This is a genomic window from Flavobacterium sp. B330r (assembly GCF_056824325.1).
In genome coordinates, this window is sequence record NZ_CP124860.1 from 3,805,865 (window position 1) to 3,829,287 (window position 23,423).

Annotated in this window: 16 protein-coding genes; 6 read left to right on the forward strand and 10 right to left on the reverse strand. The window is 34.2% G+C overall.

All coding sequences use genetic code 11. From position 1 onward, the window contains the following. Positions 1 to 45: 45 nt before the first annotated feature. The 3 genes from QLQ95_RS16875 (at position 46) to QLQ95_RS16885 (ending at position 2,817) form a co-directional block, all read left to right on the forward strand. Positions 46 to 690, forward strand: coding sequence for a DUF47 domain-containing protein (locus tag QLQ95_RS16875; protein ID WP_008462731.1), 645 nt, complete (start codon positions 46 to 48; stop codon positions 688 to 690). A 30-nt stretch (positions 691 to 720) separates the two neighbouring features. Then, on the forward strand, positions 721 to 2,061 hold the full coding sequence (locus tag QLQ95_RS16880) for an inorganic phosphate transporter (protein WP_320492453.1): 1,341 nt from the start codon (positions 721 to 723) through the stop codon (positions 2,059 to 2,061). A gap of 348 nt (positions 2,062 to 2,409) precedes the next feature. Beyond that, a complete protein-coding gene (locus QLQ95_RS16885; protein ID WP_320492454.1) occupies positions 2,410 to 2,817 on the forward strand; it encodes a hypothetical protein in 408 nt (135 codons plus the stop codon). A 13-nt stretch (positions 2,818 to 2,830) separates the two neighbouring features. Here QLQ95_RS16885 and QLQ95_RS16890 read toward each other — a convergent pair whose 3' ends face one another. From QLQ95_RS16890 to QLQ95_RS16900, 3 genes are all read right to left on the reverse strand, one after another. After that, positions 2,831 to 3,349 (reverse strand): DUF421 domain-containing protein, encoded by a 519-nt coding sequence (locus QLQ95_RS16890; RefSeq protein ID WP_320492455.1) that lies wholly within the window; start codon positions 3,347 to 3,349, stop codon positions 2,831 to 2,833. A 99-nt stretch (positions 3,350 to 3,448) separates the two neighbouring features. Next, positions 3,449 to 4,816, reverse strand: a complete 1,368-nt coding sequence (gene rimK / locus QLQ95_RS16895) for a 30S ribosomal protein S6--L-glutamate ligase (RefSeq protein WP_095930862.1) — start codon at positions 4,814 to 4,816, stop codon at positions 3,449 to 3,451. Positions 4,817 to 4,956: 140 nt separating this feature from the next. Then, positions 4,957 to 7,503: an ATP-dependent Clp protease ATP-binding subunit gene (locus QLQ95_RS16900; RefSeq protein ID WP_095930861.1), complete on the reverse strand. Its 2,547-nt coding sequence runs from the start codon at positions 7,501 to 7,503 to the stop codon at positions 4,957 to 4,959. Between the two features lie 257 nt (positions 7,504 to 7,760). Between QLQ95_RS16900 and gyrA the strand changes: the two genes are divergently transcribed. Next, positions 7,761 to 10,400 carry a DNA gyrase subunit A gene (gene gyrA, locus QLQ95_RS16905; protein ID WP_379801392.1) on the forward strand — a complete coding sequence of 880 codons (2,640 nt, stop codon included), beginning with the start codon at positions 7,761 to 7,763 and terminating at the stop codon, positions 10,398 to 10,400. Between the two features lie 39 nt (positions 10,401 to 10,439). Beyond that, positions 10,440 to 11,708, forward strand: coding sequence for a tetratricopeptide repeat protein (locus tag QLQ95_RS16910; RefSeq protein WP_095930859.1), 1,269 nt, complete (start codon positions 10,440 to 10,442; stop codon positions 11,706 to 11,708). Between the two features lie 63 nt (positions 11,709 to 11,771). Here QLQ95_RS16910 and QLQ95_RS16915 read toward each other — a convergent pair whose 3' ends face one another. From QLQ95_RS16915 to QLQ95_RS16945, 7 genes are all read right to left on the reverse strand, one after another. Next, a complete protein-coding gene (locus QLQ95_RS16915; protein WP_095930858.1) occupies positions 11,772 to 12,191 on the reverse strand; it encodes an OsmC family protein in 420 nt (139 codons plus the stop codon). 421 nt (positions 12,192 to 12,612) lie between these two features. Further along, the gene (locus tag QLQ95_RS16920) at positions 12,613 to 14,592 is read right to left on the reverse strand and encodes a DUF349 domain-containing protein (RefSeq protein WP_095930857.1); all 1,980 of its coding nucleotides are present in this window, start codon (positions 14,590 to 14,592) and stop codon (positions 12,613 to 12,615) included. A gap of 250 nt (positions 14,593 to 14,842) precedes the next feature. Beyond that, positions 14,843 to 15,589 carry a lipid A phosphoethanolamine transferase gene (locus QLQ95_RS16925; RefSeq protein ID WP_095930856.1) on the reverse strand — a complete coding sequence of 249 codons (747 nt, stop codon included), beginning with the start codon at positions 15,587 to 15,589 and terminating at the stop codon, positions 14,843 to 14,845. Positions 15,590 to 15,657: 68 nt separating this feature from the next. Further along, on the reverse strand, positions 15,658 to 16,410 hold the full coding sequence (locus tag QLQ95_RS16930) for a shikimate dehydrogenase family protein (protein ID WP_095930855.1): 753 nt from the start codon (positions 16,408 to 16,410) through the stop codon (positions 15,658 to 15,660). A gap of 2 nt (positions 16,411 to 16,412) precedes the next feature. Continuing rightward, the gene (locus tag QLQ95_RS16935; protein ID WP_095930854.1) at positions 16,413 to 17,807 is read right to left on the reverse strand and encodes a tetratricopeptide repeat protein; all 1,395 of its coding nucleotides are present in this window, start codon (positions 17,805 to 17,807) and stop codon (positions 16,413 to 16,415) included. 264 nt (positions 17,808 to 18,071) lie between these two features. Further along, positions 18,072 to 19,265, reverse strand: a complete 1,194-nt coding sequence (locus QLQ95_RS16940) for an aspartate aminotransferase family protein (RefSeq protein ID WP_095930853.1) — start codon at positions 19,263 to 19,265, stop codon at positions 18,072 to 18,074. A 192-nt stretch (positions 19,266 to 19,457) separates the two neighbouring features. Next, entirely contained in the window at positions 19,458 to 21,137 is a 1,680-nt protein-coding gene (locus QLQ95_RS16945) for an OstA-like protein (RefSeq protein ID WP_371611544.1), read from the reverse strand. Positions 21,138 to 21,422: 285 nt separating this feature from the next. Between QLQ95_RS16945 and QLQ95_RS16950 the strand changes: the two genes are divergently transcribed. Further along, on the forward strand, positions 21,423 to 23,294 hold the full coding sequence (locus tag QLQ95_RS16950) for an alpha-amylase family protein (RefSeq protein ID WP_095930852.1): 1,872 nt from the start codon (positions 21,423 to 21,425) through the stop codon (positions 23,292 to 23,294). The last annotated feature ends 129 nt before the right edge of the window (positions 23,295 to 23,423 follow it).

A 23,423-nucleotide genomic window follows, 5' to 3' on the forward strand; every position in this document is an offset into this window, starting at 1 on the left:
GAAACGTGTTATTGAAGGTAATTTTGCACTATCAAAAATAAAACAATGTCAATAAACAGTATTTTCCAATTTTTAGTGCCGAAAGACAAAAAATTCTTTCCACTTTTTGAAGAGGCTTCTAGCAATTTAATTGAATTAGCTTCTAACTTACACGAAGCTGTAAATTTACCATTAAAAGAAAGAGAAATTCTTTTTCAAAAGATTGACGAATTAGAACAAAAAGGAGAAGACATTACACGTCAGACTAACCTTGAGTTAAGCAGAAACTTTATTACTCCATTTGATAGAGAAGACATTCACACGTTAATTACTTCAATTGACAACGTTGCCGATTACCTTCATGGTGCATCTAGCCGTATGAGATTGTATCAAGTTGATAAGATTACAAAATCTATCAGAAAGATGACAGAAATCAACCTTGAAGCTTGTCAAAACATTGACAGTGCGGTAAAAGAGTTGAGAAATTTACAAAATTTTAAAGTTATTAAAGACGCTTGTGCTAGAATCAACAAACTAGAAAACAAGTCTGATAACGTATATAACAAAGCAGTTTTTGAAATTTTTGAAAACGAAACAGACGCTAAAAATATCATTAAATATAAAGAGGTGTTATCTGTTTTAGAATCAGCAACAGACAAATGTAAGAGTGTTGCGAACATACTAGAATCTATTTCTGTAAAACATTCTTAATTCAATTTTTCAATCTGAAGTTATAATTTTATGACGCTACTTATATTAATTATAGTATTAGCCTTAATTTTTGATTACATCAATGGTTTTCATGATGCGGCAAATGCTATAGCGACTGTTGTTGCAACAAAGGTTTTGACACCTTTTCAGGCGGTTGTCTGGGCAGCATTTTTTAACTTTCTGGCTTATTGGGTTTTTGGATTTGGTGTTGCGGATACTGTTGCTAAAACAGCGCACACAATGGAAATTAACCTTGTGGTTATCCTAGCCGGAGTAATTGCAGCAATCTGTTGGAATTTATTGACTTGGTGGTTAGGAATCCCTTCAAGTTCTTCGCATACCTTAATTGGAGGTTTCGCAGGAGCAGCTGTAGCGCACGCTATTGCCGTTCATGGTTTCTCTGGTTATGTTGGAGAAGATGGAGCAACTCACTACTGGTATGAAATTGTAAGCTGGTATAAGGCTGGTAAAGATGGCGGAATGCCCTCGGGAGTCCTCATTATTATTGCTTTTATCGTATTAGCGCCGCTTTTAGGAGTTATTGCATCTTACTTAATTTCGATTTGGCTGTTAAATGCTTCACGTAAAAGTATCGGACCAAAAATCTTTACTGTTGCTTTAATGCTTGCAACTATTTGGTTTGTTTACGTTCAAATGGTTTCTTATGAAGAGATTTTAGAGCACGGAAAACCTCGTTTCGAATCTCATTTCTGGAGCGTTGTATTCGATTCTCATAATATTAAATGGTTCTTAGTAGCCTTCATTATCTTAACAGTAAGCGCATTTTGTTTAATATTCAGCAGTTTGAATCTTCATCAAGCAGATGCTGCTTTAAAGAAAATGCAGTTATTATCTTCTGCGGCATTTAGTTTAGGTCACGGAGGAAACGATTCTCAAAAAGTAATGGGTATTATTGCTGCTGCTGTAGCGGTTTATATTAATACAAATCCTGGTGTTCATATGGATGCTTGGTTAGATGTTGTGCTTCCAAACGATGACGCAGGTATTAAAGGTGTAATGCCAAGTTGGATTCCTCTTGCGTGTTATTCTGCTATTGCTGCAGGAACTTTGAGCGGTGGATGGAAAATCGTTAAAACAATGGGTTCTAAGATCACTAAAGTAAGTTCGTTTGAAGGTGTTGCTGCTGAAACTGCAGGTGCTTTGACACTTTACTTTACAGAACACTTAAAAATTCCAGTAAGTACAACGCATACCATTACAGGATCTATCATTGGTGTTGGATTAACAAAACGTGTATCTGCAGTAAGATGGGGAGTTACGGTAAGTTTAATCTGGGCTTGGATCTTAACTATTCCAATTTCGGCTATTTTGGCAGGTTTGGTTTATTTTATTCTAAGTGTATTTATGTAATAAAATGATGATTGTAAAATGTGAGATGTAAATTGCATTTTATCTAAATATTTAAAAAGCCGATTTCAATTTGAGATCGGCTTTTTTGTTGGGTCAGATTAATAAAAAAATGTCTTCAAATAACATTTTTTTAATTTTTACTAGCAATTGTTAGTATTCTATAGATTGATATTTGCGCAATTATTCATGGTATGTTTCATTAGAAAAAGTTATTGAAACAGCTCTGAGCAACAGCAAATTTCAAAAGGAATGTTCAGTATAAAAAATATTATAAGTTCGAGATTCTATTGCTTAATTATTGTTTTTTCATTGTTTTCTTGCCAAGAACATGATATAAGAAGAATTCGTTTGCAAGTAGATCAAAAGAAGGTAACGAGTAGTCCAAATGAAGAGTCAGATTTAATTTCATATTTTATTAAAGAATCAATCAGCAGGTCTTTAAAAGGGATAGATACAGGTAAGTTAAAATATTATTCAGTAGAAAGAAATGATACGATCTTGGTAATAGTTAAAGTTACTGATATGATAGGAATTGAAAAGTCTTCACGGAAGAAATTGCTATTTGTAATTAATGACTGTTTTTTAACTTCTGAAAGTTACAACATGAAAAAGATTTATATTGATGTGGAAGGGAATTTTAGTACATTACTGGTAAAAACTCCTTTACAGTATGATCTTGATGGAAAGTTTGCAAATGAAGATTTACTTCTATCTTTTTATGGAAAGTCAAAAAGTTCATTTAAAAATAAAAGATAATTTTTTTTTGCGATTAAAATTTTTGAAGGTTTTTATGGTTATGCTTGCGTTTGTAATGTGTCTGTTTAAGGTGTTTTTGATCTTTAGAAATGATGCTTATGGTGCCGTCAATTTCAAGCATGGCGAGTTTAATATCAGTTAAATGTTCTAAACCATGTTCACGCGCAGCTTCTTTTAATTCTTCGTGCGAAACATCTAATCGGCTCAAAGTTTTAAAATCTAACACACCGTCGTGAATTAATATTTCTGGTTTGTCGAGCAATAAGTCGCCGAGGGTTTTGAATCTCTTTGTCAGTTTTTTGATAGCAAAGTTTATGGTAAACAAAACTAAAGCTGCGACTAGACCTCCAATAAGACTGGTGTCAGGACCAACCATTGCATTCTGAACAGAGTTGCTTATTAATAAAATAAGAATAATATCGGCAGTATTTAATTGTGAAAGTTCTTTTTTGCCGAATACGCGTAAAGCAATTGTCATGAAGAAATAAACGGCAACACTCCGAATAATTATATCTAAATAAGGAAAAGTCATGTTTTTTATTTTAAAGTTAAATAAAAAAGCTTTGCCAAGTTTTAAAGTTCGGCAAAGCTTCTAAATTATTTATGGGAAATTAAGTTTAAATGAACTTAATTATAATTTAAAATTTTTCTCAATAGCTCTAATCATTTCTCCTGCCACATCTTTATTAGTTGCACCTTCAATTCCTTCCAAACCTGGAGAAGAGTTTACTTCAAGCAATAACGGACCTTTAGACGAACGGATAATATCAACTCCAGCAACTTTCAAATCCATTGCTTTTGCTGCTTTAATGGCTATTTTTTTCTCTTCGGCAGTTACTTTGATTACAGATGCAGTTCCGCCAAGGTGAATATTAGCTCTAAACTCGCCTGGCATCGCTTCGCGCTGAATTGCGGCAACGACTTTTCCGTCAATTACAAAACAACGAATATCTTTTCCGTTAGCTTCCTTAATAAATTCTTGAACTAATATATTGGCATTTAAACTTTTAAAAGCATTGATTACACTTTCTGCCGCCTTTTTCGTTTCGGCCAAGACAACGCCTTTTCCTTGCGTTCCTTCTAATAATTTTACAATTAGTGGTGATCCGCCAACCATTTTAATTAAGTTGTCTGTATCAAGCGGAGAATTGGCAAATCCGGTAGTCGGAATATCGATTCCGCTATTCAGTAATAATTGTAAAGAATATAGCTTATCTCGTGATTGCGTTATGGCTGTAGCCGAATTTAAAACAAAGACTTTTAAAGCTTCAAATTGACGTGTCAAGGCGCAACCATAAAAAGTGATACTTGGGCGAATTCTCGGAATAATAGCATCAAATTCGTTTAGGATTTTTCCGCCGCGGTAATGAATTTCAGGTTTTTTTGCATCCAATTTCATGTAGCATTCCTTGATGTTTAAGAAATGCATTTCATGCCCGCGCATTTCCCCGGCTTCCATAATTCTTTTATTACTGTAAAGCTCTGGATTGCTAGCTAAAAGACCAATTCGTAGGCCTGTAGTTGCTTTTTCTGAGTTTTGGTACAATTCTTTTAAAGATTCTGCTGTTGGCTGTCCTAAAAGATATTTTTGCTCGGGATCGACTAAAACCCTGCCGCTCATAGCTTCGCGTCCTAAAAGCATTCTAAAGCCCATAGAATCGCGATTGGTCAAAGTCATTTCGATTGGCCATTTGGCATCTCCAATTTTTAAGTTGGTTTGGATCACATAACGATGTTCTCTAAATCCGCTCGAACTTTTTACAATTCGTTTATCAACCAAAGGCGCTTCACAATGAATAATGGTTTTGATATTATTCTGAATCGGATTAATGTCGAATTTAACCCAATTGGCATCATTTTTTATAAAAGGAGCTATGTTTAAAGCGTGCATTGCCGAAGTTTTGGCACCAGAATCGACACGAGCCTTAATTGTCGGGATTCCAAGTTCTGGAAATGAGCACCATTCTTCGCTACCTAAAATGACTTTGTTTTGAAGCATATTTTGTTTTTTATTATAGAATTTAAATTCAAAAATAGCTATTTGCTTTTACTAAAGATAGTGATTTTTGATAAAAAAAATACCCGTTATGTTATGAAAACGTAACGGGCATATTATGAATGTTATAAATTTTGACTAATTTATTGATTCGTTGGCTCTTCGGCTTTATGAATCTCAACTGATAATTCTTGAGAGTCTTCTTTTAAGTCCATCATAATTTCATCACCAGAATGTATTTTTGAAGTGATGATTTCTTCAGCCAGCAAATCTTCAACGTATTTCTGAATGGCTCTTTTTAACGGTCTTGCTCCAAATTGTTTGTCAAAACCTTTTTCAGCGATAAACGCTTTTGCTTTATCAGTTAGGCTTAATTTGTAGCCTAACTCTGCAATGCGAGAATACAGTTTTTTCAATTCGATTTCGATAATCAAATCAATATCAGCTTTTTCTAATGCATTAAATACAATTACATCATCAATTCTGTTTAAGAACTCAGGAGCAAAAGTTTTCTTCAAAGCGTTTTCGATAATGCTTTTTGAGTTTTCATCGGCCTGAGCTGTTCTTGCAGCTGTACCAAATCCAACACCTTGTCCGAAATCTTTCAACTGACGAGCACCAACGTTAGAAGTCATGATAATGATAGTGTTTTTAAAGTCAATTTTACGACCTAAACTATCTGTTAAATATCCGTCATCTAAAACTTGAAGCATCATGTTGAATACATCTGGGTGCGCTTTTTCGATCTCATCTAAAAGAACCACACAGTATGGTTTTCTACGAACTTTCTCAGTCAATTGACCACCTTCTTCGTATCCTACGTATCCTGGAGGCGCTCCAACTAAACGAGAAATCGCAAATTTCTCCATGTATTCACTCATATCAATACGAACCAAAGCATCTTCAGAATCAAATAATTCTTTTGCTAATACTTTAGCCAACTGTGTTTTACCAACACCAGTCTGACCTAAGAAAATGAATGAACCAATTGGTTTGTTCGGATCTTTAAGTCCAGCTCTGTTACGTTGAATAGAACGAGCGATTTTTAAAACAGCTTCATTTTGACCAATTACTTTATTTTGAATCAATTCAGGCAATTGAGCCAATTTGTTGCTTTCTGTTTGAGCAATTCTGTTAACAGGAATTCCAGTCATCATAGAAACAACATCGGCTACATTATCTTCTGTAACTTCAATTCTGTTGTTTTTAGAATCTTCTTCCCATTGTTCTTGTGCTGTAGCAAGATCTTTTTCAATACGTTTTTCATCATCGCGAAGTTTGGCTGCTTCTTCATATTTTTGCTTTTTAACAACCATATTTTTCATTTCGCGAACTTCTTCTAACTGACGTTCTAAATCCAAAATTTGTTTTGGAACATCGATGTTAGTGATGTGTACACGTGAACCTGCTTCGTCCATCGCATCGATCGCTTTGTCTGGTAAGAAACGCTCAGACATATATCTGTTTGTTAGCTTAACACAAGCCTCGATTGCTTCTGGAGTATAAGTTACGTTGTGGTGATCTTCGTATTTATCTTTTACGTTGTTCAAAATCGCGATTGTTTCTTCAACAGAAGTTGGCTCCACAATTACTTTTTGAAAACGTCTTTCTAAAGCACCATCTTTTTCAATATATTGTCTGTACTCATCAAGAGTAGTAGCGCCAATACATTGAATTTCTCCTCTAGCTAAAGCAGGTTTGAACATGTTTGAAGCATCAAGCGAACCTGTTGCTCCACCAGCGCCTACAATAGTGTGGATTTCGTCAATAAAAAGAATAATATCGTCGTTTTTCTCCAGCTCGTTCATTACGGCTTTCATTCTTTCCTCAAATTGTCCTCTGTATTTTGTACCCGCAACTAAGCTTGCAAGGTCAAGAGTTACAACACGTTTGTGGAAAAGGATACGCGATACTTTCTTTTGGATAATACGTAGCGCCAGTCCTTCTGCAATAGCAGATTTACCAACTCCAGGTTCTCCAATAAGAAGCGGATTGTTCTTTTTTCTACGGCTTAAAATTTGCGATACACGCTCAATTTCTTTTTCACGTCCTACAACAGGGTCTAATTTTCCTTCTTCGGCCATTTCTGTTAAATCTCTCCCAAAATTATCTAAAACCGGAGTCTTAGATTTTTTGTTTGACTTATTGGCGGGATTATTAAAGCTGCTTTCTTTAAGACTGTCATCTTGTCCTGAATCATCATTATATGATTCGTTTCTTGGCAAGTTTTCTAAGAATTCTTCTTCGTTTGGAGTCATATTTAAATACTGTTCTTTAGCTACGTCATAATCTATTTTTAGTTTATTCAATAGCTTGGTTGTTGGATCGTTTTCGTTTCTCAAGATACATAACAGCAAATGTGCCGTGCTTATCGATGAACTTTGAAATACTTTTGCTTCAAGAAAAGTGGTCTTCAGGGCTCTTTCTGCCTGTCGGGTAAGATGAAGGTTTTTCTTTTCTGCATTTACTTCAACGCTCAAGTTGGCAGGGCTAAGTACTTCTACTTTTCTGCGTAAATGATCTAAATCGACAGCTAGGTTATTAAGTATATGAATAGCTTTTCCGTTACCATCTCTTAAAATACCTAGCATAAGATGTTCTGTGCCAATAAAGTCGTGCCCTAAACGAAGAGCTTCTTCCTTACTGTACGTAATTACATCTTTTACTCTTGGTGAAAAATTATCATCCATAATATATAATTGGTATTGTAAATTTAGTGAATTACTGTTTTAAAAACAAAAACCGTACCTTCAAGAACTACTGTCAGCTAATAGACGAAAAAAAAGAGAATAAAAGAGTTAAAAAACGCTTAATTTATTAACTAAAAGCCGAAATAAAGTTGTTAATAAATCATTTAAATAAGTGTAAGGAAATAGCTGAAAAAATTTTAAAAAAACGTATCTTGGCACGCTTTGAAACTAATGTAATTATTAAAACATAACAACTTATGTCTGAAGGAGAAAAGTTAATTCCTATTAACATTGAAGATGAAATGAAATCAGCTTACATCGATTATTCGATGTCAGTAATTGTATCGAGAGCGCTTCCTGATGTTAGAGATGGCTTGAAACCAGTGCATCGAAGAGTTCTTTACGGAATGTATGATTTAGGTGTAACATCAAGATCTGCCCACAAAAAGTCTGCGAGAATTGTAGGGGAGGTTCTGGGTAAGTACCACCCGCACGGAGATACTTCTGTATATGATGCAATGGTGCGTATGGCTCAGGAATGGAGCATGCGTTATTTATTAGTTGATGGTCAGGGTAACTTTGGTTCTGTCGATGGAGACAGTCCTGCAGCAATGCGTTATACTGAGGCCAGAATGCGTAAAATCTCAGAAGATATTATGGCAGATATCGAAAAAGAAACAGTTGATTTTCAGCTGAACTTTGACGATACTTTATATGAGCCAAAAGTAATGCCTACACGAGTTCCTACTTTATTAGTAAATGGAGCAACTGGTATTGCTGTTGGTATGGCGACTAATATGCCACCACACAATTTAACAGAGGTTATCAATGGTACTTTAGCATACTTAGATAATAATGATATTGAGGTTGACGAATTAATGACACATATTAAAGCTCCTGATTTTCCAACGGGAGGTGTAATATATGGTTATGAAGGCGTTCGCGAAGCTTTTAAAACGGGGAGAGGGCGTATTGTAATGCGTGCTAAAGTTGGTTTTGAAGAAGTGGACGGAAGAGAGTGCATCATTGTTACTGAAATTCCATATCAGGTTAACAAAGCCGAAATGATCAAACGTACGGCTGATTTGGTTAACGAGAAAAAAATCGAAGGTATTGCCAATATTCGTGACGAATCTGATAGAAATGGTATGCGTATCGTTTACATCTTGAAACGTGATGCTACACCAAACGTAGTTTTAAATACCTTATACAAGTATACGTCATTACAATCTTCTTTTAGTGTAAATAATATTGCATTAGTAAAAGGCCGTCCGCAAATGTTGAATCTGAAAGATATGATTCATTATTTTATTGAGCACCGCCACGAAGTTGTAGTTAGAAGAACACAGTTTGAATTACGTAAGGCAGAAGAGAGAGCTCATATCTTAGAAGGGTTAATTATTGCTTCTGATAATATCGACGAAGTAATTGCGTTAATTAGAGGATCTAAAAACACAGATGAAGCTAGAGAAAAATTAATCGAAAGATTTAAATTATCAGATATTCAAGCTCGTGCTATTGTTGAAATGCGTTTACGTCAGTTAACAGGTCTGGAGCAAGATAAATTAAGAGCTGAGTTTGAAGAATTAATGAAGTTAATTGAGCATTTGAAAGCTTTATTGGCAGATGTTAATTTGAGAACAGATTTGATTAAAGAAGAGCTTACAGAAATTCGTGATAAATACGGTGACGAAAGACGTTCTCAAATCGAGTATTCTGGAGGAGATGTGAGTATCGAAGATTTAATTGCTGACGAAAATGTAGTTATTACAATTTCACACGCAGGGTACATCAAACGTACAAACCTTACAGAATACAAAACGCAAAATAGAGGTGGAGTTGGGCAGAAAAGTGCTGGAACAAGAGATCAAGATTTCTTAGAGCACATGTTCGTGGCAACAAACCACCAATATATGATGTTCTTTACCCAAAAAGGAAAATGTTTCTGGATGCGTGTTTATGAAATTCCAGAAGGAAGTAAAACAGCAAAAGGTAGAGCAATTCAGAACTTGGTAAACATTGAAAGTGATGATAAAGTAAAAGCTTTCATTTGTACACAAGATTTAAAAGACAAAGATTATATCAATACGCATAATCTTGTAATGGTTACCAAACAGGGTCAGGTGAAGAAAACTTCTTTAGAGAAATATTCTAAACCAAGAGCAAATGGAGTTGCTGCCATTACAATTAAAGAAGGAGATGAATTAATTGGAGCTCAGTTGACAAACGGAGAAAGCCAAATTATCTTAGCGGTTAAATCTGGTAAATTAGTTCGTTTTGAGGAAACTAAAACACGTCCGATGGGAAGAACAGCTTCTGGAGTTCGTGGAATTACTTTAAAAGATGAAACTGACGAGGTAATCGGAATGGTTACTGTAGATAAAAACGATATTTCTACATCTCAAATCTTAGTTGTAACGGAGAACGGATACGGAAAACGTACTAAATTGGTTGACGACGACGGAGAAGACGTGTACAGAATTACAAACCGTGGAGGTAAAGGGGTTAAAACACTTAATATCACGGATAAAACAGGTAAATTGATCTCGATCAACGCTGTTACTGATGCAGATGACTTAATGATTATTAATAAATCTGGATTAACGATTAGAATGGCAATCGAAGATTTACGTGTTATGGGACGTGCAACTCAAGGTGTTCGATTGATTAATCTTAAAGGAAAAGATTCTATCGCTGCTGTAACAACTGTAATGAAAGATGATGCCGAAGAAGTAGAATTGGATGAAGATGGAAATGTAATCGGTGCAATTGAGAGAGTTAAACCAGATTTGGAGGTTCTAGAAGATGACGGATCTGTAGAAGAGGAAGACGACTCTGATGATGAAGTAGAAGAGGAAGACGATGCTGAAGCAGAAGACGAAGAGTCTGAAGAATAAGTAAAAACAGAAAATTAAATACAAACAAATAATACCATTATGAAAAGTAAATATGTAATACTTGCATCAGCATTACTGATCTCTGTAGCTACGTTTGCTCAGAAAGATCAAATTAAGAATGCTGAAAAGGCATTAAAAGGCGGAGATGCACAAGGTGCTCTTGCTCAATTGAAAGATGCAGAGAACTTAATTGCAAATGCTAAAGATACAGAACAGGCACAATACTATTTCGTTCAAGGAAATGCTTTTCTTGACCTTGCAAACAAAAAGGTTGAAGAAGGTAAAAACTTATTAGCAGCAGCAGACAGCTACAAGAAATTAATTGATGTAGAAAAAGCTTCAGGAAAACAAAAATATTCTACACAAGCAGCAGCGTCAATTACTAACATTAAAGGATTATTAATTAATTCTGCAATTGCTGACACGCAAGTAAACAAACATGCTGAAGGTGCAAAAAAATTGTTTGAGGCATACGAGTTAGACAAGAAAGATACAATCAACTTGTATTATGCGGCTTCTACAGCTGTAAATTCACAAGATTACGATCTTGCTTTGCCAATGTATGAAGAGTTGAAAAAATTAAACTTTTCTGGAAAAGGAACTTTATACTTAGCTGTAAACAAAGCTAACGGAAGCGAAGATAACTTTGCTAATGCTAAAGAAAGAGATTTAGCAGTTAAATTAGGAACTCACGAAAAACCTAAAACCGAAGCTATTCCTTCTAAAAGAGGTGAAATCTACAAAAACTTAGCTTTAATTTTGGTTCAAAAAGGACGTACTGAAGATGCTAAAAAAGCAATCTCTGATGCTAGAAAAGCAAACCCAGAAGATTCTTCTTTAATTCTAACTGAAGCGAATTTATACTTAGAAAGCAAAGATTACGAGACATACAAAAAATTAGTTGGTGAAGCTTTAGAAAAAGACCCAAAAAATGCTGATTTAGTATTCAATTTAGGAGTAATTAGCTCTGGAGCTAAAAACAATGCTGACGCAGAGAAATATTACTTAAAAGCAATTGAAATCAACCCTGAGTATACAAATGCTTACTTAAATCTTGCTGCTTTAAAATTAGAAGCTGAAAAACCAATCATCGACGAGATGAATAAATTAGGTACTTCTGCTAAAGACATGAAACGTTACGATGTTTTAAAAGCACAAAGAGAAGCTGTTTTCAAAGGAGTTATTCCTTACCTTAAAAAAGCTAACGAATTAGATCCTAAAAACGAGGATGTTTCTAAAACATTATTAGGAGTTTACAACGCTCTTGAAATGACTGCAGAAGCTAAAGCTTTGAAAGCAAAAATGTAATTACAAGCTTTTTAAAATAAAAAAAAACCATTCACCGCAGTGAATGGTTTTTTTTTTATGCTTTTAGCTGATTAATTCAGCGGATAAAGTAATGGTGGTATTTAATAGTTTTGAAATCGGACAGATTTCTTTTGCTTTGGCTGCCGTTGATGCAAACTCTTCTGCAGAGATTGAAGGAACTTTTCCTTTTAAATCTAAATGAATTAAAGTGATAGATCCGTCTTCAAAAGTTACTGTCGCTTCTGTGGTTAAATCATCGGCTGTAAAGCCTGCTTCGTTCAATAAAAAACTTAATTGCATGGTAAAACAGCCCGAATGCGCTGCTGCAACCAATTCTTCTGGATTTGTACCAACGCCATCAGCAAATCTTGTTTTAAAAGATAGTTGTGCATTATCTAAAGTGGTGCTTTGCGTGCTTATTGTTCCTTTTCCTTCCATACCGGTTCCTTGCCAGTTGGCGTGTGCTTTTCTTGTAAATTTCATATTCTCCTTATTTAAAAATTAGTATTAAATGTTATTTGTTTGATTGCCAGTTAATAGTGGTAACTCAAATATAATCAATATTTTGCAGAATAGTTTTATGAAATTTAATTGTATTGTTAAGTTTTGGGTTTTAGGCTGGAGTGATTTTTAACCGTAAATGCGCAATCCCGATAGTTATCGGGAACGCAAATCACGCAAAGTTTTAAGTTTGTTCGAGGTTTTGTAAACTTTGTCAAAGTTTAAAACTTTGACAAAGTTTTGTATCATAATTAAAACAGCATTTTGCGAACTTTGTGGTTTAAAAAAAAAGATGCAATGAGTATCATTGCATCTTTTAAATTATAAAGAAAATAAAATTCCAAATTCCAATTAAGCGTTGCCAATTGGAATTTGGAATTTAAAAAATTGGAATTTCAAGTATTTATTCTTGTCCCAAGTTTCTTAATTGTTTCAATTTATCTTTCCAAACTTCAAGGCTTTCTTTGTGAATGGCAATGTTTTTACGAACCTCTGTAACTATTGAATTCTCTTTTTTAGCATTTTTAGTATTGGTAAAGAACTGAATGTTGTTTTCTAACTGGAAGATTTCATTTTGAACTTCTTCAATTTTACGCATAATAAAGATTTTTTCATTGTCTAATTTACGCGTATCATTGCTGTCAGATAAAGAATCAATTCGGTTTGCAAAACGCATCATTTCAGATTCTTTTTTGCTTAAGCTTAGTTTCTCAAAAAGAGCATCTAAGATTTTATTGAACTTCCCTTCGATATGCCTTCTAGAGAAAGGAACTTTACCAAATCCTTTCCAAGTTTCAATATGTGCTTTTATGGCATCCAAATCTGTTTTGTGATCTCCAGTTAATTGGAAAGATCTTAAAGTGTCTAAGTATGCTTTTTTGTTGTCAAAAGCAGCAACTTCTTCACTGTTTTCTTCCGATTTATGCTCTTTTAATTTATCAAAATAATGGTTGCAGGCATCCTTAAATTCTTTCCAGATTTTATCGGAATATTTTTTAGGAACATGGCCAATTTGTTTCCATTCTTCCTGAATCTGTTTCATTACTGGAGTTGTAGCTGAGAAATCAGTGCTTTCCTGTAATTCTTTAGCTTTTGCAACAAGAGCCAATTTTTTATTTAAATTATCGTTTTGGTCTTTTTTGATATCCTTATAGAAAGAATTTTTGAAAGCGTTGAAGTTTCGAACAGCAGTTTTAAAAGTAGCCCAAGTTTCTTCATTTACTTCAGAAGGAACTTTTCCTGCAGCAAAAAACTCGTTTCTTAATTCTTCTACTTTCTGAATCTGAATAAGCCATTGCGAATGAGAATTTACTTTTTCGCTTCCAAGCGCTTCAATTTTAGCAATAATTTCTTTTTTAGTTTCAAGATTTTTTTGCTCGTTTGCTCTTTGGCTTTCAAATAAAAGTTCTCTTTTATCGTGTATTTTTTTAGTCAATTCGCTAAATTGATTCCAGATGGCATCACGGTGCTCTTTAGAAACTGGTCCGATTTCTTCTTTCCAGATTCTGTGTAAATCCTGTAATTCGCGGAAAGATTTACTTACATCGGTATCATTTACCAATTCTTCAACGCGCGCTATAATCTTTTGTTTTAGTTCTAAATTATGTTTAAAGTCTAAATCTCTAGCCTCGCGATCTAAGTGTAGATAATCGTAGAAGTTTTCTACATGAAAATGGTAATTGTTCCAAACGTGATTGTATTTGTCTTTTGGAATTGCTCCAGCATTTTTCCATCTTTCTCTTAATTCATTAAAATGCTTAAGAGTGTCTTTGATGTTTTCTTGCGGATTGATTAATTCCTTTAATTCTTCAACAATAGCCAGACGATTCTCTAAATTGCTTTTTAGATTGGTCTGTAAATGTTTAAAATGAGCATTTCTTTTATCTCTAAAAACATTATAATATTCGTCAAATTTTGATTTTAAAGGAAGGTGATATTCAAATTCTTCACTAGGATCTGGATTAGAAGCTAAAAATTCTTCTTTTTTCTCCTCTATAAGATGGTGATACTGTAGTAAAAAAGCTTTTTTGATTTCTTCAATATGATCTTTTACAGACATTACTTTGTCTATATTAACCAGTTTTTTAAGTTCATCAACAAGAGCGTCAAGTGAGAAAGTGTTGTAATCCTGCATAGGAATGTCATGACGATCCTTTAAAGTTTCGTCTTCACTTTCAGCAGCATTTGAATTTGTAATGACATCTAATGCTTCTTGATGATCATTTTCTTGTTTTTCTACTTCATTTTCAGTTTCTGAGACCAAATCTTCGGTCAAAGTTTCAGAATCTGATGTTTCGATTGCATCATTTGCTACAGAATCATTTATTTCGATTCCAGATTTTCCGTCTGCTTCATGCAGGTTATCATTCTTTTCTTCTAACATCTTTAAAATGTATAAGGTTTTTATTTTAAACAATGCGAAAGATAGTAAAGGTGTTTCTAACTACAAAATAAATCACTTGTTTATACGGTATTTTACGACGAAATTCCTATTCTTTCCGAAAGTTTTCTAGTATGTTGAATCTGTTTTTAGTGAATTACTGAAGGATATATAAATTCAAAATTGGCATTGTATCTAAAATAGACTCTTAATAATCCATTTTTTTGGGACTTATATTGCTATTTCTTTAAAATTAAAAAAGAATCAAGACTCCAACTTCCATTCCCCAATTATAGGTTCTGTTAGGGCCGAAACCAGCGCTGGGGTGTATGTAAACAAGATTTGAGGGGGTAATTTTTCGTCCAAATTCAACAAAAGTATTATTTTGAAAACCTTCAATAACGGTATTATATCGAAGTGCTACATCTCCAGAAATCCAGTTTTTTCCAAAAAAATGCATTAACAGATTTTCTAAAAGTGCAGTACTAATGTCGGAACGATCACTATTTCCAGCAAAACTCTGCTGATATTCAACGGTAGTTAATAGCAGAAACTTTTTTTGATTGAAGTATCTTCCGTAAACCATAGCAGGCATGACAACCCATTTTCCGGTTCCAAAATTTGGATCTTCGGCTGTGTTAGAATAAACTCTGGTTCTTACCGCAATACCATTGTTATTTCTTAAGTAAGGAATAAAACTGATTCCGCCTCCAACATCGCCAATGGCTGTCTTGTTGGTTGAAGTTGTGTTGGTAGAAACCAAAGGAAGATCAAAACGTAGATTCCAGGCTTTATTGCCAATTGGCAGTAAAAATCGAACCTGTGTGGTGTTAAAAGAACCTTTATCGGTATCTAGATACTCATTGTAAAACAGAATTGTTTTAAGAAAATAATGGTAACGAGGCTCAGATAACGGACTTTTGAGAGTGTCTGCGTTTTGAGCTGAAAGTAGGTTGTGTAATAAAAAAAATAAAATGCTAAGTAATTGTATTTTCTTCATAACCACTTGTTAGTTAGTGGATTAAAAATACAAAAAATACGTTAACATTTTATTTTTTGATACTTATTTTATTTGTTCCAGATTTTCCATGCTTTTTCAGCTTGAAAAATAAGCATATCGTGACCATTTTTAATTACAGCGCCCATTTCTTTTGCTTTTCGTAAGAAAGTGGTTTCTGCTGGATTGTAGATTAAATCGTAGGCAATGTGTTTTTCTGTGAAATACTCGTATGGCAAATTCGGACAAGCTTCAATATTCGGGCTTGTTCCAACTGGCGTACAGTTGATTATAATTTGAAAATTGTCAAAAGTAGTAGCATTAATCAAATCATAGTCAATGATGTTTTCTTTTGCTTCTCTAGAAACAAAAGTGTACGGAATATCCAATTCGTCCAAAGCAAAAGCTACGCCTTTCGAAGCGCCTCCTGTTCCTAAAATAAGCGCTTTTTTGTGATGCGGCTCTAATAATGGCTTAAGAGACTTTTTGAATCCGTAATAATCGGTATTGTAGCCTTTTAATTTGCCGTTTTTGGTAAATTTAATGGTATTAACAGCGCCAATTAAAGTGGCTTTTTTTGATAATTTATCTAAGAATGGAATAACTTGTTCTTTGTACGGAATAGTAACATTTAAACCCTTTAAATCAGGATTGTTTTTAATTAATTCTGTGAAGTAATTAATCTCCGAAATGTCAAAATTCTCATAGCTGTTACCAGCAAAAACTTCATTATTAAATTTTTCTGTAAAATAACCTTTTGAAAAAGAGTAGCTTATGTTGCGTCCTAATAATCCAAAACGTCTTCTTAATAAAATATCAACCATTCTTATTTACGATGTTTTTCTATATAATTTTTTACTGTTTTTTTTGCCCAAACAACAGGGAATAAGTCTTCAATTAAGATATAATTATCAAAATTTAGACGTAAGCCATTGCTTAAGTGAAATTTAGCTTTTGTATTGTCTTGAATCATAAAATACAATCCAGCCAAACGATATTCAATTTCGTTTTCTTCAGGGAAATATTCTGAAGCTTGCAATAAAGTTTGAATAGCCGTTTCAAATTCTCCTAAAAACTGAAGAATATCAACCCAGTACAGCCAAGTGTCTAATGCATAATCTCCAAATTCAACCGCTTTTCTAAAACCAAATTCGGCTTCTTCAAAGAAATTCATTTGTTTGTTGATTGTAGCATATCTTTTCCAGTACAAACGATTCTGATTGTCAATCGCTAAAGCTTTATTCACAAAAAATAATGCTTTTTGATAGTTTTTCTGGCGAAGGTGAAAATCTGTAATCGCAATCCAGCCTTTGTCTAAAAGCGGATCTTCATGTACAGTTTGGTTATAATATTGAATTGCTTTCGCTAAATTTCCAAGTTTTTCATAACATTTTCCAATTCGAAGAAGGGCATACGAAGTCGCATCGTCCAATTCGATGGTTCTGTTATAACTTTCAATTGCTTCATTGTATTTTTTTAGACGCTCGTAAGCTTTTGCTTTTTCCATAAAAGCGCCTAAAAATTCATCATCAATCAGAGTTGCATAATCAAATGCACGAATTGCTGCTTCATATTCTTTTATGCCATAATGAAGGCGTCCAAGCTGATGCCAAGCGATTTCGCTGTAAGGGTTTCTGTTGATATAATCGTTTAGATAAATAATAGCTTCTTGATTTTGGTCTAAAAACTCAAAGCAATACACTACGTTATAGAGAGCAGATTGATCTTCTAAGTCTTCTTCAAGACATTTGATAAAACTGTCCTTTGCAAGCTCAAGGTTATCCATAAAAAGATATTCCATTCCGATCAAATTGTACACATCAGCGTAATCATCAGTATATTGAAGTGCGATTTTTAACAGTTCAACCGCTTTTTCGTGCTGATCTCTTTTTGAGCAGATATTGGCTTTCTGGATGTAGATTTCCTCGTTGTTGGGTTCAATTGCGTATAACTCATTCAAAAGCTTTTCAGCAATGTCGAGTTTGTCATCATAAACCAGCATTTCTACTTGTACTAACTTTAAGCCTGTAGATTTTGGATGCTGGTCTAATGCAAGTTTTAAGGCCTTTTTTGCTAAATTAGCCTTACCTATGTCTAAGTAATGAAGAATAATTTCTTCGAATTCTTCAGAATCAAAAAAGAGCACTTTGTTAGTTTTTAACATCGACTCAAATTTGGATAGGGATAGGTTATAATCTTCTTCTTCGTTGCTTAATTGCATACTTCGTATATTTGAAATTAGCCTGTTATAAATTTAGGCAACCATATAATCGCTGTAAGGATAAGAAATTAATTGTTTTGAACAATTTAATTAACAATATATGGCGTTTTTTATTCTGTTTTGGGAAGAAATCTCTTTTGTTGTCAAGGGATTAGCTTCGGTTTTGTCATTTTTTTATTTGTAGCAGAAGACTTTTTTGAAATAGAAATGGAGATTTAATTTCTGTCAGTTTTATTAAAACAGCGCTCCAAATAGTTTTGTATTTTAGTTATTGCTCTTCTGCATTATTTCGTCCATTACGTCTAAAATAATGGCACAACCTTCTCTAATTTCGTATTCAGAAATAGTCAAAGGAGGTGTAATTCGTATCGCGCATCCTTCAAATAAAAGCCAGAATAAAATAAGTCCTCTGTCTTGACAGGTTAAAATGACTTCGTTTGTAATATCTGCCGATTCTGTCATAGCGGCAAGCATTAATCCTTTTCCTCTAACTTCTTTAATCAAAGGATGTACCAAAAGCGATCTGAAGAGTTTTTCCTTCTCCAACGTTTCTGCCATTAAATTTGTTTCAGTTAATTCTTGCAAAGTAGCCAAGCAAGCTGACGCAATGACAGGGTGACCTCCAAAAGTGGTAATATGTCCCAGTTTTGGATTTTCTGTTAAAAGATCCATTTTTTCGGCAGAAGCAGTAAAAGCACCAACCGGCATTCCGCCGCCCATTCCTTTACCCATAACCACAATATCTGGAACAACATCATAATTTTGGAAGCCAAAAAGTTTTCCTGTTCTTCCAAAACCGGGCTGAATTTCATCTACAATCATTAAGGCTCCAACTTCATCACAGCGTTTACGGACTTTTTGAAGGAAATTATCTTCTGGCTGAATAAAACCAGCGCCTCCTTGAATAGTTTCTAAAAGAATGGCTGCCGTTCTTGTAGTGATTTTTTGCAGATCTTCTTCGTTATTGAAAGTAATAAAATCAACATCTGGAAGCAAAGGTCTGAAAGCTTGTTTTCTTTCTTCAAATCCCATAACGCTCATCGAACCCATGGTGTTTCCGTGATACGCATTATGACATGAAATAAGCTGACTGCGTCCTGTAACTCGTTTGGCTAATTTTAAAGAGCCTTCAATCGCTTCTGTACCAGAATTGACCAAATAGGTTTTGTTTAAAGATTCTGGAAGTAGAGAGGCCATTAATTTGCAATATTGAACGGCTGGACTCTGAGAGTATTCTCCGTAAACCATTACATGAGAATATTTGTCTAATTGATCTTTTATCGCCTGATTTACTCGTGGATGCTGATGTCCTAAAGTACAAGCTGAAACTCCAGCAACAAAATCTAAATATTTTTTATCGTTTGTGTCGTATATGTAAGAGCCAATGGCATGCGAAACTTCCATTCCGAGTGGGTAAGGAGAGGTTTGCGCTTGGTATTTTATAAAATCTGGATTCATTTTTTTAAGTTGCTAAGGTACTGAGATACTATGATTCTAAGTTTTTTTAACTTTACGCTTAAGTTAACTTTTTTTAGACGTTCAAAGTTGTAAAGGTACTGAGGTTCTAAGGTTTTTAAACTTTACACTTCAGGTTATCGTTCATGAACTAATTATTCTCAAACCACTGTAAACTATGACTGTGAATGAAAACTACTTAATTTTAGGCTTCGGTTCCGCTTTGGCAGCTGGTTTCTTCTTGTCGTAATTCAAGGTTTCTTTCCTAATTTTCAGTGGAACGTTTTTGCCTTTTTCCTCTTGATCTTTTCCTTCTTTAATCAGTTTTTCATTGAGTTCATTATCTTCTGCAGAAAAAATATCCTCTTTAGATTTTATTCTTTCATCGCCTCGCCATTTCATTCCTCGAAGTTTTCGAGCATTTTCTGGAAGTTCATCTTCAGGAAAAATATCACCGTCCACTTTATTAAAGAAAGTAATGGTTTCGATCGCATTATTTTCCAATATCATGTTGATTTTACTGCTGACATTTTTATTGATACCAATTAATTCGTTGGCATCATTTCTCATGTAATAAATGACTTCGGTGTTTTTAATGACATCAACATCATGCAGTTTTCCATCCCGGAATTTTCCAAACAAATTAATTCCCTTGACCTGATTGAAACCTGTTCCGAGCGTGTCCTTGGAGAGGACAAAAGTATTATTTAGCACCTTCAAAGAATCAATTTTCCTCGTTTTATTGTCGCCAATTAAGTGCATTACATCGCCCGTAATTTGGTTGTCGCCATTCCAAAGAATCGGATTTCCTATAAGTTTTGTCAAAGCGCTTTTAGAATCTGAATGTATAGAATCGCACTTACCGCTCATATCTGTTTTATAAAAACGGACATTGTTAAAAGCGCGCAGAATTCGTTCGCCTTCTTTTCCTGTTACCATTAATTTTTTTCCGTGAATGTAAACCGAGTCATTTTCAACCAAATTGATGGCAACAGCTCTTTTGGTTACAAACATCGAATCCTTGAGTTTGTAAAGCTCTGCATAATGGCCTTTTACGATTCCTTTGTTAATCGAATCGGTAATTTTTACATTCCGCGTTGCCGATGCAAATTCAATATTTCGATTATAATACAAACTATCGCCTTCTATAAGTCGGTCATCGTACTTAATGTAGGACCTTCGCAGAAAATGGGCTAAGTTTTTCTTTGTATCGTAAAAACCTTTTTCAGTATAAATGTAATTGGCTTTACTTGTAATGGTTGAAGGGCCAAGAAGATACGTATGTCCAGAATTACTGTAATAATCCAAATGGTTTGATTTAATCACATATTTCGGATTCGTAATCGTAACTTCAGTCAAGAACTGAAATTTCTTTTCTTTTACATAATACCTTCCAGATTTACTCACCAAAGTATTGTCTTTGTTTACAATCGTACCTTTTGTATTGTAAAATGCTTCTTGAACATTTCTGTCAAAATTAATGGTATCAGTTTGCAAAGTGGCATCAGGAGAAGTTAAAACCGCATTTCCTGTAGCAAAAGCTTTCTTTTCATTTCCGCTATATTCTGCATATTTACTATTCAAGAATAAAGTATCTCCTTGTACTAATTGTACATTTCCGAATGCTTTTAAATAATTTTCTTTTTGAAAAAAGTAAGCTTTGTTGCAAGTTAGCACAACACCATCATGATTCACTTTTACATTTCCAGTAAGTAAAAGCGCATCAGGTACATTAACTTGATCCACATCAGAAAAGTCGGCATTCTCGATAACAATTGTTTTCGGAGATTGAGCAGGTTTTTTTGCTTGCGCGAAAGTGAATTGAACGCTTAAAAAAGACAGACAAGTAAATATGAAAAAGAGTGATTTCTTCAACTGATTAAATTTTTGTCAAATTTATAAAAAAGGATAGAACCTGTGGCGGTTATTAGCATTAATTTATAATTAGTCATTAACAGTCTAAAGTTGAATTTAGGCATTATTTAATTTTTCAACAAAATAGCAAACTCTCACGTTGTAGTAGTTGTGTTTTGAGCTGAAAACGGTGTAAATTAGATAAATCGTTTTCGAAGTTTTAAAAAATGAGCTATTTTTAGAAAATTGTTTTCATGCTTTTTAAAGATGAAACCAAAGAGATAGGATAAGAATAGCCAAAAAAATATGATAAGCAAAAAAATAATCGCAGTCGGAATTACATTAACTGTACTTTTTTCAGCCTGTAAAACAAAAGATTTAAAAATGAGTACTGCAAACGAAAATGCTACAACCGATAAAAAAGTTGTAGTCTATCAAGTATTTACACGCCTATTTGGAAATAAAAATACAACCAATAAACCGTGGGGAACTATTGAGGAGAACGGTGTTGGAAAGTTTAATGATTTTACGGATAAAGCCCTTCATGAAATAAAAGATTTAGGGGTTACTTACATTTGGTATACGGGAGTTCCGCATCATGCTTTAGTACGTGATTATACGGCATACGGAATTTCAAATGATGATCCAGAAGTGGTAAAAGGGCGTGCTGGTTCTCCTTATGCCGTCAAAGATTATTATAATGTAAATCCAGATTTGGCTGTAAATCCAGCAAAGCGATTAGAAGAATTTGAAGCTTTAATAAAACGAACTCATAATGCCAATCTGAAAGTATTAATTGATATTGTACCCAATCATATCGCTAGAAAATATGAAGGAAAATCGAATCCAGAAGGTATAAAAGATTTTGGAGCAGATGATAATTTTACGGTTGAATATAAACGAGATAATAATTTTTACTACATTCCGCAGCAACATTTTGAAATTCCCGACGGAGATATTCCTTTAAACGGAGAAAAAAATCCAATGATTGATGGTTTTTTTGATGAAAATCCGGCAAAATGGACAGGGAATGGTTCTCGTAAAATTAAACCTGATCAAAACGACTGGTACGAAACGGTAAAAGTAAATTACGGAGTGCGTCCAGACGGAAGTAAAGATTTTCCTGAACTTCCTGCTGGCTTTGACCAGAAATCCTATCAGGAACATTTTGCTTTTTGGCAAGACAAAGAGGTTCCCGATTCTTGGAAAAAGTTTAGAGACATCGCGTTATACTGGACAGCAAAAGGTGTTGATGGATTTCGTTACGATATGGCCGAAATGGTTCCGTATGAATTCTGGAGTTATATGAACTCTTCGATTAAAATGAAAAATCCAAATGCATTTTTGTTGGCTGAAGTCTATAATCCAAATGAATACCGAAATTATATTCGCTTAGGAAAAATGGATTATCTGTATGATAAAGTAGAAACGTACGATAAGCTGAAAGATGTTATTCGCGGAAAATCTTCACCGGATGAATTAACAAAAATCCAAAACGGAATGTCGGATATTGAGCATCACATGCTTCATTTCCTAGATAATCATGACGAACAGCGTTTAGCAAGTCCAGAATTTGCAGGAACTCCAGAAAGAGGAAAGCCTTTAATGGTAGTTTCGGCAACAATTAGCACTTCGCCAACAATGATTTATTTTGGGCAAGAAGTAGGAGAGGCAGGAAATGAAGATGCAGGTTTCGGAAAACGCTCGAGAACCTCGATTTTTGATTATATCGGAGTTCCAAATCATCAGCGCTGGATGAATGAAGGTAAATTTGACGGAGGAAAGCTTTCTGACTCAGAAAAAGAATTACGTGATTTTTATAAACGTTTATTGAATTTTACAATCAAAAGCAGTGCTTTAATGGGAAGTTTTGAAGAGATTCAATCTGCAAATAGACAAAATAATGAAGGTTACGATGCGCTGTTGTATTCTTACGCACGTTGGTCTGAAAATCAAAAACTGATCGTAATTGCTAATTTTTCTTCTGAGAAAGGAAATGAATTCAATTTGAAAGTTCCGTCATCGCTTATTTCAAAATGGAATTTAAAAGATGGAGAATATCAATTGAAAGAGCAACTGTATCAAAACAAAACATTGGTATTGAAAGTGCAAAATGGAGAAGGAGTAGCCAAAGTTTCTATTCAGCCTTCAGAATCTTTGATTTTGGAATTAAAATAAACTAGCTCATCTTTTGAGTTGATTTTTAACACATAGAAACATAGCTTAGAAAGCTTGAAAAAGGCGTTTCACTAGTTTAAATGCACATAGTTTATGTGTGGAAACTAGTTTCTTTCGTATTCTTTTTTT

What these genes read in the sequence shown, in the direction of transcription:
- QLQ95_RS16875 (WP_008462731.1), top strand. Translation starts at nt 46, where the DNA reads ATGTCAATAAACAGTATTTTCCAATTTTTAGTGCCGAAAGACAAAAAA.
- QLQ95_RS16880 (WP_320492453.1), top strand. Translation starts at nt 721, where the DNA reads ATGACGCTACTTATATTAATTATAGTATTAGCCTTAATTTTTGATTAC.
- QLQ95_RS16890 (WP_320492455.1), bottom strand. Translation starts at nt 3,349, where the DNA reads ATGACTTTTCCTTATTTAGATATAATTATTCGGAGTGTTGCCGTTTAT.
- rimK (WP_095930862.1), bottom strand. Translation starts at nt 4,816, where the DNA reads ATGCTTCAAAACAAAGTCATTTTAGGTAGCGAAGAATGGTGCTCATTT.
- QLQ95_RS16900 (WP_095930861.1), bottom strand. Translation starts at nt 7,503, where the DNA reads ATGGATGATAATTTTTCACCAAGAGTAAAAGATGTAATTACGTACAGT.
- gyrA (WP_379801392.1), top strand. Translation starts at nt 7,761, where the DNA reads ATGTCTGAAGGAGAAAAGTTAATTCCTATTAACATTGAAGATGAAATG.
- QLQ95_RS16910 (WP_095930859.1), top strand. Translation starts at nt 10,440, where the DNA reads ATGAAAAGTAAATATGTAATACTTGCATCAGCATTACTGATCTCTGTA.
- QLQ95_RS16915 (WP_095930858.1), bottom strand. Translation starts at nt 12,191, where the DNA reads ATGAAATTTACAAGAAAAGCACACGCCAACTGGCAAGGAACCGGTATG.
- QLQ95_RS16920 (WP_095930857.1), bottom strand. Translation starts at nt 14,592, where the DNA reads ATGTTAGAAGAAAAGAATGATAACCTGCATGAAGCAGACGGAAAATCT.
- QLQ95_RS16925 (WP_095930856.1), bottom strand. Translation starts at nt 15,589, where the DNA reads ATGAAGAAAATACAATTACTTAGCATTTTATTTTTTTTATTACACAAC.
- QLQ95_RS16930 (WP_095930855.1), bottom strand. Translation starts at nt 16,410, where the DNA reads ATGGTTGATATTTTATTAAGAAGACGTTTTGGATTATTAGGACGCAAC.
- QLQ95_RS16935 (WP_095930854.1), bottom strand. Translation starts at nt 17,807, where the DNA reads ATGCAATTAAGCAACGAAGAAGAAGATTATAACCTATCCCTATCCAAA.
- QLQ95_RS16940 (WP_095930853.1), bottom strand. Translation starts at nt 19,265, where the DNA reads ATGAATCCAGATTTTATAAAATACCAAGCGCAAACCTCTCCTTACCCA.
- QLQ95_RS16950 (WP_095930852.1), top strand. Translation starts at nt 21,423, where the DNA reads ATGATAAGCAAAAAAATAATCGCAGTCGGAATTACATTAACTGTACTT.